This is a genomic window from Microbacterium testaceum StLB037 (genome assembly GCF_000202635.1).
Classification (GTDB): domain Bacteria; phylum Actinomycetota; class Actinomycetes; order Actinomycetales; family Microbacteriaceae; genus Microbacterium; species Microbacterium testaceum_F.
Genome location: NC_015125.1, coordinates 3,836,542 through 3,849,759, shown reverse-complemented (window position 1 = coordinate 3,849,759; position 13,218 = coordinate 3,836,542). Strand labels below are relative to the sequence as shown.

Here is a 13,218-nt window from a genome sequence, read left to right as displayed (position 1 = left end):
CGAAAGAGTCTAGGCGCGCCGCGCGGTGCCCGCGGACAGCTCCCGCGCGAGGGTGGACAGACCCTCGACGCCGCCGTCCCGCAGAGCCTTCACCAGCGCGGTCCCGACGATCGCGCCGTCGGCGTACTCGACGACCCCGGCCACCTGGGCGGCGTTGGAGATCCCGATGCCGACGCACGCGTGGGCGGCGCCGTGCGCGCGCAGCCGTTCGACGAGACGGCGGGCAGCGGCATCCAGTTGGTCCCGCTCCCCCGTGATGCCCATCGTCGAGACGGTGTACACGAAGCCCGTGGACGCGCCCACGATCATCGCGAGACGCTCGTCGGTCGAGGTCGGGGCGGCGAGGAAGACCCGGTCGAGACCGGTTCGTTCGCTCGTCGCGATCCACGCCGACGCGGCGTCGGGGGTGATGTCGGGCGTGATGAGCCCCGCTCCCCCGGCCGCCACGAGCTCGTCGGCGTAGCGGTCGACGCCGTACTGCTCGACGAGGTTCCAGTACGTCATGACGAGGATGGGCACGTCGGTGCGCGCCGTGACCTCGCGGATGATCGTGAAGAGGTCGCGCATGCGGAACCCGTTGGCGAGCGCGGTCTGCGTCGCCTCCTGGATGACCAGGCCGTCCATGACCGGATCGCTGTAGGGAGGTCCGAGCTCGATCACGTCGGCGCCGGCCTCGGCCAGCGCGACGATCGCTTCGATGCTGGTGGCGACGTCGGGGAAGCCGGCGGGCAGATACGCGACGAACGCGCCACGGCCCTCGGCGTGGGCGGCCTCGATCGCTGCCGAGACGCGCGAGGTCACAGTTCGACCCCCGCGCCGCTCGCGGCATCCGGGGCCGGCGTCACGTCGAGCGGCGAGCCGTCCGCCGACGCGACGGTCGCGGCGGCCTTCGTCTGCGCGGGACCGGGCTCTTCGGGCGCGTGTTCCGCGTCGTACAGGTCGAAGTAGCGGGCGGCGGTGTCCATGTCTTTGTCGCCCCGACCGGAGAGGTTGATCGCGATGACGGCATCCGGACCCAGCTCTCGACCGATGCGCAGGGCTCCGGCCAGGGCGTGGGCCGACTCGATCGCCGGGATGATGCCCTCGGTGCGCGAGAGGAGGCGGAGGGCCTGCATGGCCTCGTCGTCGGTCGCGGGGATGTACTGGGCGCGGCCGATGTCGGCCAGCCACGCGTGCTCGGGCCCGACGCCCGGGTAGTCGAGGCCCGCGGAGATCGAGTGCGACTCGGTGGTCTGGCCGTCCTCGTCCTGCAGGACGTAGGTGCGGGCACCGTGCAGGACGCCGGGACGACCTCGTTCGATGGATGCCGCGTGCTTCGGCGTGTCGACGCCGTCACCCGCCGCCTCGACGCCGTAGAGGGCGACGCCCTCGTCGTCGAGGAACGCGTCGAACATGCCGATCGCGTTCGAACCGCCGCCGACGCACGCGAAGACGGCGTCGGGGAGACGGCCGAGGCGCTCGAGGAACTCGGCGCGGGTCTCTTCGCCGATGATCTTCTGGAAGTCGCGGACCATCGCCGGGAACGGGTGCGGGCCTGCGGCCGTGCCGAAGATGTAGTTGGTCGTCTCGACCGAGGCGACCCAGTCGCGGTAGGCCTCGTTGATCGCGTCTTTCAGCGTGCGCGAGCCGGTCGTGACGGGGACGACCTCGGCGCCGAGGAGGCGCATGCGGGCGACGTTGAGCGCCTGACGCTCGGTGTCGACCTCGCCCATGTAGACGACGCAGTCGAGTCCGAAGAGGGCCGCGGCCGTCGCGGTGGCGACGCCGTGCTGGCCGGCTCCGGTCTCGGCGATCACACGGGTCTTGCCCAGACGCTTGGTGAGCAGCGCCTGGCCGAGCACGTTGTTGATCTTGTGCGAGCCGGTGTGGTTGAGGTCTTCGCGCTTGAGGAAGACGCGCGCACCTCCCGCGTGCTCGGCGAAGCGCGGGACCTCGGTGAGAGCGGACGGGCGTCCGGCGTAGTCGTGCAGCAGGGCTCGCAGCTCGGCGTGGAACGCGGGATCGGCCATCGCCGATTCGTAGACCGCGGTCAGTTCGTCGATCGCGGCGATGAGCGACTCGGGCATGTACCGGCCGCCGAAGTCGCCGAAGAACGGCCCCTTCTGGTCGCGCAGGCTGGTGGTCATGACGTCTCCTGGAGGAACGCGCGGAGCGTGGCGACGGGATCGCCGGTGACGAGGGCTTCGCCCACGAGCACGACATCGGCGCCCGCGGCGCGGTAGTGGGCCACATCGGCCGGAGCGAGCACCGCGGACTCGGCGATCTTGACGGCGTCGGCCGGGAATCGGTCGGCGAGCGAGCCGAACAGGTCGCGGTCGAGCTCGAAGGTCGAGAGGTTGCGGGCGTTGACGCCGATGAGCTTCGCGCCGAGGTCGGTGGCGCGTTCGAGCTCGTCGGCGGAGTGCGTCTCGACGAGGGCCGTCATGCCGAGGTCGGTCACGAGGCCGTAGAGCTCGGTGAGGGTCTTCTGGTCGAGAGCGGCGACGATGAGCAGCACGAGGTCGGCTGCGGAGGCGCGGGCTTCGAGCACCTGATAGGGCGTGGCGATGAAGTCCTTGCGCAGCACGGGGACGCTCACGGCCGCGCGGACGGCCTCGAGGTCTGCGAGGCTGCCCTTGAACTTGCGGCCCTCGGTGAGCACCGAGATCGCGGACGCGCCACCCTCTTCGTACAGGCGGGCCTGGCGGGCGGGATCGGGGATCGACGCGAGGTCCCCGCGGGACGGGCTCGCGCGCTTGACCTCGGCGATGATCTTGACCCGGTCGGCGGGCGCGAGCATCGCGAGGGCGTCCCGCGGGGGCGTCTGCGCGAGGGCGTCGCGCTCCACCTCTGCGAGAGGACGCGTCTCGGCGCGCTTCTCTGCGTCTTCCACCGCCCCGGCCGTGAGATCGGCCAGCACGGTCAGTGGGCCTTCGGGCTGGTCTTCGAGCCGTTCGCGCCGTAACCGGCCTTGCCCATGGCCCAACCGACGATCGCGCCGACGACCAGCAGGCCCACGGACGCCCAGACGAGCACGGGCATGTCGAGCCAGAAGAACAGCGTTCCGAGCGTGAACGCGAGCAGCATGATGATCACGGCCGTCCAGGCGGCGGGCGAGTGTCCGTGGCCGGGATCACCGATGGGGTTGCTCATGGGGCTCCTTACAGTCGCGCGCGGGCGCAGGGGAAAGCGTTCGATCAGTCTATCGAAGCGCGGGCGGGGTACCGGTGCGGTCGTCTCGATGTCGCGAGGACGGCGCGGCCGGCTGCGGTGCCGTCATGCGGGCGGCGTCACGGACACCCCGTGTGCGGATGCCGGAATCCTGCGCGTCGGCCGCGGACTCCGCGTGACGGCTCGCGGCAGGACGGCCCGCGGCGCGGGCAGCCGACGAGCGGAGCGCGGATGGGTGGGACGTCAGGCCGTCGGATCATCCCCGCGCGAGAGGTCGTCCCACGAGTCGATCGCGTCGTGCGGGCGGGAGGACTCCCCCGCCGCGTCGGCGGTGGTGCGGTACTTCCGGCCCGCGCTCGAGCCCCAGCGGCGAGCCGTCACGAGGGTGAACACGGCGGCGGCGGCCAGCACGACCTGGGCCAGTAGCGTGATCGTGGGCCACGGGGTCAGCGAGAGTCCCGCGACGAGGTCGCCGACGGCATCCACTCCCGAGATCCCGGTCGCCTCGGTCACGGTCGCGGCGGTGGCCGAGACGGGGGTCGAGAAGACGATCTGCGCGGCGCCGAAGCCGATGAGCGCGGCGATGCCGAGACCGAGAGCGCCGAAGACGTACCGGACGATCGGTCCGGCGATCGAGAGCGCCGCGCCGAGAGCCAGCGCGGCGAGGCTCAGCGGCGTGAGCACCGGGAGCGCGTCGGAGCCCGGAACGGCGAGGGTCTGCTGCGCGCCGTCGTTGAGGGTGACGTCGATCCACGTCTGCGTCGAGCCGATCACGCCGATGGCTCCGGCGAGGAGCATCGCGACGACGGCGAGCGAGCGGGGGCGCCGCATCAGCTCTCCCCCACGACCGGGTGCAGGTCGACGGCGTCGAAGCAGGTGTGGTCGCCCGTGTGGCACGCGGCGCCGATCTGATCGACCTCGATGAGGAGGGTGTCGCCGTCGCAGTCCAAGCGCGCGCCCTTGACGAGCTGGATGTGGCCCGAGGTGTCGCCCTTGCGCCAGTACTCCTGGCGCGAGCGGGACCAGAAGGTCACGCGGCCGGTGGTGAGCGTGCGGCGCAGGGCCTCGGCATCCATCCACCCCATCATCAGCACCTCGCGCGTGTCGAACTGCTGGATGACCGCGGGGACCAGGCCGTCGGAGTTGTAGGTGACGCGGTCGACGCTCATCGGCGCACCTCGATTCCGTCGGCGGCCAGGGCGCCCTTCACCTGTCCCACGGTCAGCTGACCCGAGTGGAACACGGATGCCGCGAGCACGGCGTCGGCGCCGGCCTGGATCGCGGGGGCGAAGTGCTCGAGGGCTCCCGCGCCCCCGGAGGCGATGACCGGGACCGCGGCGACCTGGCGCATGAGACGCACGAGCTCGAGGTCGAACCCCTGCTTGGTCCCGTCGGCGTCGATCGAGTTGACCAGCAGTTCGCCGGCTCCGCGTTCGACCGCCTCACGGGCCCACTCGAGGGCGTCGAGAGTGGTCTCGGTGCGTCCGCCGTGCGTGGTCACGACGAAGCCGGAGGGAGTGGATGCCGCGCGCTTGACGTCGAGAGAGAGGACGATGACCTGAGCGCCGAAGCGGTCGGCGATCTCGTCGATCAGCGCAGGGCGGGCGATCGCGGCCGAGTTGACGCCGATCTTGTCGGCGCCGACCGCGAGCAGGCGCGCGACGTCGTCGCTCGAGCGCACTCCCCCGCCGACGGTGAGCGGGATGAAGACCTGCTCGGCCGTGCGGCGGACGACGTCGTACGTCGTGGCGCGCTCGTCGACCGTGGCGGTGACATCGAGGAACGTGACCTCGTCGGCGCCCTGATCGAAGTACAGCTTCGCGAGCTCCACCGGATCGCCCATGTCGCGCAGGTCGAGGAAGTTGACGCCCTTCACGACGCGGCCGCCCGCGACGTCGAGGCACGGGATGACGCGACGCGCGAGGGTCATCAGAGCCTCGCGGCGAGGATCTCGGTGACGAGGATCGCGCGCGCGCCGATCGCGTACAGCTCGTCCATGACGCGGTTGACGTCGCGGCGCGGGCTCATCACGCGGACCGCCACCCATTCGGGGTCGCGCAGCGGCGAGATCGTCGGGGATTCCAGGCCCGGGGCGACCGCGATCGCCTGGTCGACGAGCGCGACGGGGAGGTCGTAGTCCACGAGCACGTACTTGCGGGCGGCGAGCACGCCGCGCAGGCGGCGCAGCAGCGTTTCGGTGCCCTCGACCTCGTTCGGGCCGGAGATGAGCACGGCGTCGCTCTCGAGGAGGACGGGCCCGAAGATCTCGAGCCCCGCTTGGCGCAGCGTCGTGCCGGTCGAGACGACGTCGGCGACGGCATCCGCCACTCCCAGCTGCACGGCGGACTCGACCGCGCCGTCGAGCGGGACGATGTCGACCGCGATGCCGCGTTCGTCGAGGAAGGCGTCGACCAGGCCGGGGTAGGCGGTGGCGACGCGGAGGCCCTCGAGGTCCTGCACGTCGGTGAAGCGGCCGGGGCGCCCGGCGAAGCGGAAGGTCGAGCCGGCGAAACCGAGAGACTCGACCTCGCGCGCGCCCGGCATGCGGGCGTCGAGCAGCAGGTCGCGGCCGGTGATGCCGACATCGAGCGCGCCGGAACCGACGTAGGTCGCGATGTCGCGCGGGCGGAGGTAGAAGAACTCGACCTCGTTGGCGGGGTCGACGGTGTACAGGTCTTTCGAGTCGCGTCGTCCGGTGTACCCGGCCTCCGAGAGCATCTCGGCGGCGGTCTCGGCGAGCGACCCCTTGTTCGGCACGGCGATTCGCAGCATGACGGGGGGCTTTCGTGTTGATGTGAGCTGTGGGCGGCTCACGCCGCGGAGTGCGGCGTCGAGCGGTCGGGCGCGGGCTCAGAGATGTCGGTAGACGTCCTCGAGCGTCAGGCCCTTCGCGAGCATGAGCGTCTGCAGGTGGTAGAGCAGCTGCGAGATCTCTTCGGCGGCCGCGGCGTCGGACTCGTACTCGGCGGCCATCCACACCTCGGCGGCCTCTTCGACGATCTTCTTGCCGATGGCGTGCACGCCGGCGTCGAGCTGCGCGACGGTACCCGACCCCTCGGGTCGCTCGACGGCCTTGGCGCTGAGTTCCGCGAACAGGTCGTCGAAGGTCTTCACGCTTCCAGGGTATCGGGTCGGCGGGGGTGGGGATGTCGCGGGCCGGCGCCGACTCCGACCTCGATAAACGCCGTTCCGTGCGAGACACGCGGGGACGCGGCGTTTCTCGGCAGGAACGGCGTTTATCGGGGGCGCGGAGGCGGCGTCAGTGGCGGTGGCGGGCCGCGGCGGCGCGGAGGGACTCGATCGCGCGGTCGGGGTCGTCGGCGCCGAACACCGCGGAGCCGGCGACGAAGGTGTCGGCGCCCGCTTCGGCGGCCTGGGCGATCGTGGACTCGCCGATGCCCCCGTCGACCTGCAGCCAGACGTTCGAGCCGCGGCGCTTCGCCTCATCGGCGAGGGCGCGGAGCTTCGGCATGGTCTCGGGCATGAACGACTGCCCGCCGAATCCGGGCTCGACCGTCATCACGAGGATCTGGTCGAATTCGTTGAGCGCCTCGAAGAGGTTCTCGACGGGGGTGCCGGGCTTGACGGCGACTCCCGCCCGGGCGCCCAGGGAGCGCAGCTGACGGGCGAGGGCGATCGGGGATGCCGCGGCCTCGAGGTGGAAGGTCACCGAGGCGGCGCCGAGCTCGGCGTAGGCGGGTGCCCAGCGGTCGGGGTCGTCGATCATGAGGTGCACGTCCAGCGGAACGGGGCTCGTCTCCTGGATGCGCCCCACCATCTGCGGGCCGAAGGTGAGGTTCGGCACGAAGTGGTTGTCCATCACGTCGACGTGCACGAAGTCGGCGCCCGCGATGCGCGCGAGCTCGGCCTCCATGTTCACGAAGTCGGCGGCGAGGATGCTCGGGTTGATGCGCGGGGCGTCGGTAGGCACCCGACCATTATGTCCAGGGGTCGCGGCCCGCTCACCCGGGCAGAGCCGATCGGCCGCGAGACCCCGGGTCACCGCTTGCGCAGCAGAGCGATCGACATCGCGTCGGTCCCGTGGCGGTGGGGCCACAGCTGCGCGCGGAGCGAGCCGTCCGCCTGGTCGGGGAGGTCGATCTCGGCGAGCGCCACGGACCGGACGACCGCGCGCGCATCAAGCTCCTCGACGGAGTCGCCGAGGGCGCGCTTGACCTCGGCGAGCACCCCGGAGGTCTCGGCGAGGTGCGGCGAACAGGTGACGTAGGCCACGACGCCTCCCGGCTTCAGCGCCTCGAAGGCCGCGAGGACAAGCTCCTGCTGCAGGGCGGTGAGATCGGGCACGTCGGACGGCGTCTTGCGCCAGCGTGCCTCCGGCCGACGCCGGAGAGCACCGATCCCGGTGCAGGGCGCGTCGACGAGGATGCGGTCGTACTCCCCCGGTGCTCGGGCCGCGCGGTCGCGCCCGTCCTCCTCGCTCACGTCGACATCGAGCGGAACGGATGCCACGGCCTGGCGCACCAGCCCCGCGCGCGCCGGAGCGATCTCGTTCGCGTCGAGGTGAGCGCCGTGCGCGAGGGCTTCGGCGGCGAGCAGAGCTGTCTTGCCGCCGGGGCCGGCGCACAGGTCGAGCCAGCGCTCGCCCTCCCGGATCGGCAGCGCGCGACTGAGGGCGAGAGCGGCCAGCTGCGACCCCTCGTCCTGCACGCGGATCCGGCCTTCGCTCGCGCGGATGAGGCCCTCGGGGTCGCCTCCCCCGCGGGTGGTGAAGGCCGTGGGCGCGAAGCGCGCGGCCGTGGCGTCGGCGGGAGCCTCGGCGAGACCCGGAAGGGCGACCATCGCCACGCGCGGGGCGACGTTGTCGGCGTCGAGGAGCGCACCGAGCTCGTCGGCCCGACCCTCCGCGGTCAGGGCACGGCGGAGCGCGCGGACGATCCAGACCGGGTGCGAGGTCGTCACGCCGATCCGCTCGTCGTCGCTGCGCGCGGTCGCCGCTATCCGGTCCATCCACTCGCCCGGGGTGTCGCGCGAGACACGACGCAGGACGGCGTTCGCGAAGCCCGCGGCCCCCCTTCCGCCCCCGTGGCGGCGCGCCAGCTCGACGGATTCGTTCACCGCAGCGTGCGAGGCGACGCGCGTCGACAGCAGCTGGTGCACGCCCAGGCGCAGCGCGTCGAGCACGGCGGGATCGATGCGGTCGACCGTACGATCCGCGGCCGCGGCGATGATCGCGTCGTAGGTGCCGCGACGGCGCAGGGTGCCGTACGTCAGCTCGGTCGCGAGACCGGCGTCTTTGGCATCCAGGTTCGCTCGCACGATCGCGTGCGGCAGCAGCAGATTGGCGTACGCCTCGTCGCCCGAGACCGCCCGCAGAACCTCGTACGCGACCGCGCGCGCTCCCTGCACGCTCATGCGCCCAGCACCGGTTCGCTCGTGCGCAGTCCGCGGAACCAGTCGCCGGCGGCCATCGCGCCCTTGCCCGCGGGCTGGACCGTCTCGAGGCGCAGCGGTGCGGTGCCGGTGCCGACGATCACGTCCTTGCCGGATGCCGCGACCCGACCGGGCGGAAGGGGCGGTGCGTCGGCGGGGGCGGCGCGCAGCACCTTGAACCGCGCACCGTCGAGGGTGGTGTGCGCGCCGGGTTCGGGCGTGACCCCGGCGATCCGATGCAGGAGGGTGTCGGCACCCCGAGTGAAATCGAGGAGGCCGTCCTCGAGCGAGAGTTTGGGGGCGAGCGTCGGCTCGCCCTGCTGCGGGGTGCTCACCGCGGTTCCGTCGGCGATGCCGTCGACGACGCGGGCGAGAAGCGGAGCGCCGATGTCGGCGAGGGCGTCGAGCACCTCGGCGCTGGTCGCCCCGGCGGGGATCTCGTAGCGCTCCTCGGCGAACACGTCACCGGCGTCGAGCGCCGCGACGAGCTGGAACACGCTCGCGCCGGTCACCCGGTCGCCCGCGATGAGAGCGCGCTGGACGGGGGCGGCTCCGCGCCATCGCGGCAGGAGAGAGAAGTGCAGGTTGATCCAGCCGTGACCAGGCGTCGAGAGCAGAGGCTCGCGCACCAGACCGCCGTACGCGACGATCACACCGAGATCGGGTTCGAGTGCCGCGACGGCCGCGGTGGCCTCGGCGTCGAGGCGGTCCGCCTTGATGAGCGGGAGACCGAGCTCGTCCGCCGCCTGAGCGACCGGCGACGGGGTGAGCACGCGTTTGCGGCCGAGCGGAGCGTCGCCGCGGGTGAGGACGGCGGCGATCTCATGCGGACCGGATGCCAGGGCTCGCAGCGACGGGACGGCGACGGCGGGGGTGCCGGCGAAGACGAGGCGCATGGTTCTCCTCAGGCGGTTCGGGGCGGAAGGGGCGTCCCGCGCAGTGCGGCCGATGTCGGCCGGGCGCGGGTCGTGCTCACAGATCGGGCTCGGGGATGTCGAGACGAACTCTGAGCGTACTGCGCTGTTTCGGCCCGCGATCCTTGCGTGACTTGCGGGCGCGGAGGGCGTCGGCGATGACCCCGGCGCGGAGAGCCTCGGCCACGGCCTTGCCGTGCGCGTAGTCGAACCGCACGAGCGCCCGGGAGGTCGACACGTCCGGGGTCTCCGATGTGTCCACCGGACCGAGGATCGCGAGGGGGTCGAGATCGGGCACCGTCTCAAGGAGCGACGTGAGGAGGGTGTCCACACTCCGCGCGTGTCCGTCGACGCTCGCGACGCGCACGGCGGGCGGCATCCGCAGGGGGACGCGGTCGGCCAGCTCGGCGCGGGCGTACGCGGGCTGGGTCCAGGCGGCGAGAGCGCGGGCGACGGGACCGGCGACGCCGACGAGGTGCACGGGTGCGCCGGGGGCCGCGAGAGCCGCGGCGTTGGACCACCAGCGCAGGCAGCTCTCGCCGATGCGGAGGGCCTCGCTCTGCAGCATTCGGTCACCGTCGAGCAGGATGACGGCGCGGTATCCGCCCCGGGCGATCGGCTCGGCGCCCCGGGTGGCGATCACGAGGGCCGGGTGCCCGTCGACCTCGGCGACCGGGTGCGCGCCGTCCGCGATGATGACCCGGGTGTTCGGGAAGGCGCGACCGAGCTCGTCGGCGGTGCGTTCACTCCCGGAGGAGGCCATCCGCAGCTTTGTCGAGTGGCAGTGCCCGCAGGTCCACGCGTGCGCGCTGCGACCGCACCACGCGCAGACGGGAACGGCCCCCGGTCGGGCGGCCCGCAGCGGGCCGGCGCAGTGCGGACAGCGCGCGGGACGGCGGCAGTCCGCGCACACGAGGGACGGGGCGTAGCCCGGGCGGGCGACCTGCACCAGCACGGGACCGCTCTGCAACGCCTCCCGCGCCGCCGCGAACGCCGACGAGGGCACGCGGGACTGGCGCTGCTCCCCCTCGCGCGTCGCGCTCAGCACCACGCGGGGGCTGGGGCGCCGCGCCTGCGTGATCTCGCGCACGTACCCGACGTCGACCAGGCGCTGCACGTCGGTGGTGCGGGTGTGTCCCGCGAACACCAGGGCCGACCCCTCGAGCTCCTGCCGCACGAGAGCGGCGTCGCGCGCATGCACCCCGGGAGCGAGCGGCTCGGACAGGAGCGAGTCGCCGTCATCCCAGATGGCGACGAGCCCCGTGTCGTACGCGGGCGCGTACACGCCCGAGCGGCGACCGACGACGATGCACGGCACGGGCGCGAGGGTACGGAGATACTGCGCGTAACGGGCGGGACCGGACTGGTCCGCGTCGTCGCGCACGATGGCATCCGGAGTCACCAGCTCCGACAGGGCGGCGAGGAGCTGGGCCTGGTCGCGGTAGTCGGGGACGACGAGGACAGCGCTCTTGCCCCGGGCGAGCGTGTGCACGGCGGCGGCGGCGAGGAGATCGGCCCACGCTCCGCGCGGAAGGTCCGCGTGCGGGTGCGGGGGCGCATCGACCGCGAGGCGCTCGCCGCGGTCGAGGGCGTCCGCGAGACCCGGATAGGGCTTGAACAACTCGGCGGCTCGTTCTCGGGCCGCGGGGACGACGTCCGGGGCGGCGGGCGGCGGCGCGGCGGCCCAGGCCTTCTCGGCGCGGACCATCCGCTTGGGCACCGCGAGGCGCAGCACATCGCTGACCGAACCCGCGGCACGATCGGCGACGCGGCGGGCGAGCGTGTACAGCCGCTCCGGCAGGACCGGCATCGGCGACACCACGGCCTCGACCGACGACAGGGGACGCTCGGTGCCGTCGTCGGCGACGACATCGACGACGAAGGCATCCATCATCCGTCCGGCCGAGCGCAGCGGCACCTTCACCCGCACGCCGGGGGCGATGTCGGCCACGAGGGGATGCGGGACCGCGTAGTCGAAGAGGCGGTCGAGCTGCGGCACGGGAGACTCGAGCTGCACGCGCGCCACGCGCCGCTCGCTCACGAGCGTGCCTGTCTGCCGCCACCGGGAGCCGATACCTCCGCCGACGAGGCGCGGCTTCCGCCGGGCCTCGCGACGCCCGCCCGCACGGTCAGAGCCCGGCGGCCGCGCGCAGCTCGTCGACGCGGTCGGTGCGCTCCCAGGTGAAGTCGGGCAGCTCGCGCCCGAAGTGGCCGTAGGTGGCCGTCTGCGCGTAGATGGGCCGCAAGAGGTCGAGCTGGTCGACGATCGCCTTCGGTCGCAGGTCGAACACGTCGCGGATCGCGCGGACGATCACCTCGTCGGCCACGTGCGCCGTGCCGAAGGACTCGACGTAGAGGCCGACCGGGTTGGCCTTGCCGATCGCGTACGCGACCTGCACCTCGAGACGGTCGGCGAGCCCCGCCGCGACCGCGTTCTTGGCGACCCAGCGCATGGCGTAGGCGGCCGAACGGTCGACCTTGGACGGGTCTTTGCCGCTGAACGCGCCGCCGCCGTGACGGGAGGCCCCGCCGTAGGTGTCGATGATGATCTTGCGGCCGGTGAGTCCGGCGTCGCCCTTGGGGCCGCCGATCACGAAGGGTCCGGCCGGGTTGATGTAGTACTTCACGTCGGGGAGTTCGAGCCCCGTCTCGGCGAGCACCGGGTCGATGACCTCGGCCTGCACCGCCGCGCGCAGGTCTTCCTGCGAGATGTCGGGGTGGTGCTGCGTCGACAGCACGACGGAGTCGACGCTGCGGGGCGTGTGGCCGTCGTACCCGAGCGTCACCTGCGTCTTGCCGTCGGGCCGCAGGAACGGCAGCGTCCCGTTCTTGCGCACGGATGCCAAGCGCTCGGCGATCCGGTGCGCGGTCCAGGCCGCCATCGGCATGAGCTGCGGCGTCTCGTTCGTCGCGAAGCCGAACATGATGCCCTGATCGCCCGCGCCCTGCAGGTCGCGCGGGTCGACGGAGCCGCGCTCGCGCTGTTCGAACGCCTTGTTCACGCCCGCGGCGATGTCGGACGACTGCGCGCCGATCGAGACGGACACGCCGCACGACTCGCCATCGAAGCCCGTCTCGCTCGAGGTGTACCCGATGCGGTTGACGACGTCGCGGACGATCGCGGGGATCTCGACGTAGGCGCTCGTCGACACCTCGCCGGCGACGTGGACGAGACCCGTCGTGACGAGGGTCTCGACCGCGACGCGGCCCGTCGGGTCGTCGGTCAGGATCGCATCGAGGATGCTGTCCGAGATCTGGTCGCAGATCTTGTCGGGGTGTCCTTCGGTGACGGACTCGGACGTGAACAGGCGCAGGTCGGTCAAGACGACTCCGTGGGGGTGAGCGAGTGGGAACGGGCACAAGTATGCCCCGGGTGGCGGTGAGCCGCCCGGGGCATCGTCACATGTGTGAACAGATCACGTGTGAACGGGTGTTGTGGATTACTCCGCAGCGCGCAGGCGCAGCTTGTCTTCGTGGATCTCGTGCAGCGCGATGGTGAGCGGCTTGTCCTCGACGGTGGAGTCGACGAGCGGGCCCACGTTGTCGAAGAGGTTGCCCTCGTGCAGGTCGGAGTAGTAGTCGTTGATCTGCCGAGCGCGCTTGGATGCGTAGATCACGAGCTGGTACTTCGAGTCGACCTTGTCGAGCAGTGCGTCGATGGGCGGGTCGATGATGCCCTGGTTACGTCCGGCCATGGGGAACCTCCTGGTTCGGCGGGATGGGTGGATGCGGCGCGCGAAGCGCCGAAGCATCCTGTCATTCT

The 13,218-nt window shown here is 72.2% G+C and carries 15 protein-coding genes; all 15 read right to left on the bottom strand.

Annotation, left to right across the window (positions count from 1 at the left end; translation table 11 throughout):
* Nucleotides 1-9 precede the first annotated feature (9 nt).
* Nucleotides 10-801, bottom strand: a complete 792-nt coding sequence (gene trpA, locus MTES_RS17645) for a tryptophan synthase subunit alpha (protein ID WP_013586643.1) — start codon at nt 799-801, stop codon at nt 10-12.
* A complete protein-coding gene (gene trpB, locus MTES_RS17640) occupies nt 798-2,126 on the bottom strand; it encodes a tryptophan synthase subunit beta (RefSeq protein WP_013586642.1) in 1,329 nt (442 codons plus the stop codon). Before trpB ends, trpA begins: the two co-directional genes overlap by 4 nt.
* Nucleotides 2,123-2,899, bottom strand: coding sequence for an indole-3-glycerol phosphate synthase TrpC (gene trpC, locus MTES_RS17635; protein ID WP_013586641.1), 777 nt, complete (start codon nt 2,897-2,899; stop codon nt 2,123-2,125). Before trpC ends, trpB begins: the two co-directional genes overlap by 4 nt.
* Nucleotides 2,900-2,901: 2 nt before the next feature.
* On the bottom strand, nt 2,902-3,132 hold the full coding sequence (locus MTES_RS17630; RefSeq protein WP_013586640.1) for a DUF6704 family protein: 231 nt from the start codon (nt 3,130-3,132) through the stop codon (nt 2,902-2,904).
* A gap of 261 nt (nt 3,133-3,393) precedes the next feature.
* Nucleotides 3,394-3,981, bottom strand: coding sequence for a Trp biosynthesis-associated membrane protein (locus MTES_RS17625; RefSeq protein ID WP_013586639.1), 588 nt, complete (start codon nt 3,979-3,981; stop codon nt 3,394-3,396).
* Nucleotides 3,981-4,319: a phosphoribosyl-AMP cyclohydrolase gene (gene hisI / locus MTES_RS17620; RefSeq protein WP_013586638.1), complete on the bottom strand. Its 339-nt coding sequence runs from the start codon at nt 4,317-4,319 to the stop codon at nt 3,981-3,983. Before hisI ends, MTES_RS17625 begins: the two co-directional genes overlap by 1 nt.
* Nucleotides 4,316-5,080, bottom strand: coding sequence for an imidazole glycerol phosphate synthase subunit HisF (gene hisF / locus MTES_RS17615; protein WP_013586637.1), 765 nt, complete (start codon nt 5,078-5,080; stop codon nt 4,316-4,318). Before hisF ends, hisI begins: the two co-directional genes overlap by 4 nt.
* On the bottom strand, nt 5,080-5,922 hold the full coding sequence (hisG, locus tag MTES_RS17610; protein WP_013586636.1) for an ATP phosphoribosyltransferase: 843 nt from the start codon (nt 5,920-5,922) through the stop codon (nt 5,080-5,082). The genes hisF and hisG overlap by 1 nt, the downstream gene beginning before the upstream one ends.
* Nucleotides 5,923-6,000: 78 nt before the next feature.
* On the bottom strand, nt 6,001-6,264 hold the full coding sequence (locus MTES_RS17605; protein WP_043361677.1) for a phosphoribosyl-ATP diphosphatase: 264 nt from the start codon (nt 6,262-6,264) through the stop codon (nt 6,001-6,003).
* Nucleotides 6,265-6,409: 145 nt separating this feature from the next.
* Entirely contained in the window at nt 6,410-7,081 is a 672-nt protein-coding gene (gene rpe, locus MTES_RS17600; protein WP_013586634.1) for a ribulose-phosphate 3-epimerase, read from the bottom strand.
* Nucleotides 7,082-7,149: 68 nt separating this feature from the next.
* Complete coding sequence (locus MTES_RS17595; RefSeq protein WP_013586633.1) at nt 7,150-8,523, bottom strand: RsmB/NOP family class I SAM-dependent RNA methyltransferase; 1,374 nt, start codon at nt 8,521-8,523, stop codon at nt 7,150-7,152.
* The gene (gene fmt, locus MTES_RS17590) at nt 8,520-9,437 is read right to left on the bottom strand and encodes a methionyl-tRNA formyltransferase (protein ID WP_013586632.1); all 918 of its coding nucleotides are present in this window, start codon (nt 9,435-9,437) and stop codon (nt 8,520-8,522) included. Before fmt ends, MTES_RS17595 begins: the two co-directional genes overlap by 4 nt.
* Nucleotides 9,438-9,513: 76 nt before the next feature.
* Nucleotides 9,514-11,496: a primosomal protein N' gene (locus MTES_RS17585; RefSeq protein ID WP_013586631.1), complete on the bottom strand. Its 1,983-nt coding sequence runs from the start codon at nt 11,494-11,496 to the stop codon at nt 9,514-9,516.
* Nucleotides 11,497-11,584: 88 nt separating this feature from the next.
* Entirely contained in the window at nt 11,585-12,778 is a 1,194-nt protein-coding gene (metK, locus tag MTES_RS17580) for a methionine adenosyltransferase (protein WP_013586630.1), read from the bottom strand.
* Between the two features lie 117 nt (nt 12,779-12,895).
* The gene (gene rpoZ / locus MTES_RS17575) at nt 12,896-13,150 is read right to left on the bottom strand and encodes a DNA-directed RNA polymerase subunit omega (RefSeq protein ID WP_013586629.1); all 255 of its coding nucleotides are present in this window, start codon (nt 13,148-13,150) and stop codon (nt 12,896-12,898) included.
* Nucleotides 13,151-13,218: the final 68 nt, after the last annotated feature.

What these genes read in the sequence shown, in the direction of transcription:
- hisF (WP_013586637.1), bottom strand. Translation starts at nt 5,080, where the DNA reads ATGACCCTCGCGCGTCGCGTCATCCCGTGCCTCGACGTCGCGGGCGGC.
- MTES_RS17630 (WP_013586640.1), bottom strand. Translation starts at nt 3,132, where the DNA reads ATGAGCAACCCCATCGGTGATCCCGGCCACGGACACTCGCCCGCCGCC.
- trpB (WP_013586642.1), bottom strand. Translation starts at nt 2,126, where the DNA reads ATGACCACCAGCCTGCGCGACCAGAAGGGGCCGTTCTTCGGCGACTTC.
- MTES_RS17625 (WP_013586639.1), bottom strand. Translation starts at nt 3,981, where the DNA reads ATGCGGCGCCCCCGCTCGCTCGCCGTCGTCGCGATGCTCCTCGCCGGA.
- hisG (WP_013586636.1), bottom strand. Translation starts at nt 5,922, where the DNA reads ATGCTGCGAATCGCCGTGCCGAACAAGGGGTCGCTCGCCGAGACCGCC.
- rpoZ (WP_013586629.1), bottom strand. Translation starts at nt 13,150, where the DNA reads ATGGCCGGACGTAACCAGGGCATCATCGACCCGCCCATCGACGCACTG.
- fmt (WP_013586632.1), bottom strand. Translation starts at nt 9,437, where the DNA reads ATGCGCCTCGTCTTCGCCGGCACCCCCGCCGTCGCCGTCCCGTCGCTG.
- hisI (WP_013586638.1), bottom strand. Translation starts at nt 4,319, where the DNA reads ATGAGCGTCGACCGCGTCACCTACAACTCCGACGGCCTGGTCCCCGCG.
- MTES_RS17595 (WP_013586633.1), bottom strand. Translation starts at nt 8,523, where the DNA reads ATGAGCGTGCAGGGAGCGCGCGCGGTCGCGTACGAGGTTCTGCGGGCG.